General features: G+C 55.0%; 1 protein-coding gene. It reads right to left on the bottom strand.

The window, feature by feature from the left end; genetic code table 11:
• Window positions 1-361: 361 nt before the first annotated feature.
• Window positions 362-1,474 (bottom strand): GSU2403 family nucleotidyltransferase fold protein, encoded by a 1,113-nt coding sequence (locus tag ACI3K0_RS30660; RefSeq protein WP_148147929.1) that lies wholly within the window; start codon window positions 1,472-1,474, stop codon window positions 362-364.
• Window positions 1,475-1,764: the final 290 nt, after the last annotated feature.

Raw genomic sequence — 1,764 nt, 5'->3', positions numbered from 1 at the left:
GCGCTTCGTGTCTGTCTTCTCCGCCGTTCGTAACCACTTCGTCCAAACCCTTTCGCAACGCTCCGCATTCCAAAACCGCGTTCACCGTATCCAGGCGATCGCAGAGTGGAAAGTTGCAGCCGAAGCCGTGGCCTGAGATCGATCCTCAAGGCAGAAGTCTCCCACGCATCCGAATTCAAGTTAAAGTGACATCGCCCGCTTATGAGACATGCGGGCTGAAGGGAGGATTTCTAATAGCGGAAAGCTTGGTAGTGTCGGTTGGCCATGCGACGGGTACCTGCGCGGTCCCCGACCCCCAGCAGCCGATGTCCGGCTTCACTTGAAACGAAGAAGCCAGCGGTCTTGCTGGCTTGGTTTAAGGTCAATCCTCATCATGCCCGAGGCCATAGCGTTCCCTGGCTTCTGGCGAAGCTAACATTTCCCGCCCGTGCTTCAGATTGAACTGGGTTACAAGCTGTGCTTCTTCCGTCATCATGCCCATGCCTTCGATGATTGCCGCCTGCCATGACGGACCCCGCCCCCAGGCTTCACCGAATGCCGTCGCGATGAGGTCCCGCCTGTAGAATTGTCGCATACCAAGCAGCAAAAGCTCAGCCTGCTTGATGTCTTTCTGGCGCTTTGCTTCGCCACCAGCATCATTTTGGCGCCGACCTGCAATAATCATTTTATGCACGGCATATCGCTCGGGCGATGGGACAACGACCGTGATGCCGGGACCGTATAAAAGGACTGAGCGTACCGGATCACGGATCAGGAAATCCATGAATCTCAAAGGTTCCGCCGCGGCGCCCCCGAGGGCGGGCATTTTTGCCGGCTCGTCGGCATATTCCTCGCTCCCTCTGTTTGTCGTTAGAAACTCGACGCGATAGCCGGCCAGGTTTCGGAAAGCATTTGATCGCGGCGAACCAGAGATGTGGGGGACGGCTCGAAATGAGGGATCGAGATCTTGCAGGAGGCTAAGGATTGGGGGGAGCGTGTCCGAGACTTCCGCGGAGATCGCATAATCCTGGGCAATGTCAGCATCGCCGGTAAGGACTGAGGCCATTGGTAGACGGACACCCAGATAGGATGAATAGCACTGGAACGCGACTGTTCCAACGAGGATACCTCGCAGTCGGAATAGGCCGGCTTTAGCGAGCACCTCAACGACATCACCAGTGAAGGGATCCGGAGCGATCAAACCCGCATCTCGTGTCAAAACGGACACGATCTTTCGGCGGCCCTTGTAGTCGGCTTTCTCTCTTTTAAAGTCTTCAACCCGCGCCGAGATGTCGGGATCATCGGCGGGACCTACGTACTTTCTTTTTTGCCCGCCCTCACCATTTGGTTGATCGAAATACCAGTATTTGCGATCGTCGACTTTGACGGAGACGAAACGACCAACTGGTGGGAAATCCTCGGACCAGGCGTCGTCGAACGCTCTTTGTTGAAGCTCCGCGATCATAGTGCGGAAGACCATGTCGATTTGTTTCACGGTGCTGCCTTTATATCATTTATGCAATTCTAGTATAGTGAGGCTTGCGCGCACCCGGCCGCGGGAAGCCCATATCTGGGCGCAAGCTATACTATTTTCGCGAAGATAATATAGTCCTTAGTGATGGCTCTGTGAATTCGTTTCTCAAAGATGTCGCTGTTCAGCGTCATTCGGTTGTCGATGTTTTGGAAGACCGCAGCGTCGAGAGCGCAAGATCTTGGTTGCAAGAGCGTCCGACAATCAAGGTCGTGAGCCGAGATCGCTGTGGTTTGTATGCTCAGGCAGCGCGA

This window comes from Rhizobium sp. ZW T2_16 (assembly GCF_044987325.1).
Lineage (GTDB): Bacteria > Pseudomonadota > Alphaproteobacteria > Rhizobiales > Rhizobiaceae > Neorhizobium > Neorhizobium cellulosilyticum.
This window is presented reverse-complemented; position numbering and strand designations above follow the sequence as displayed.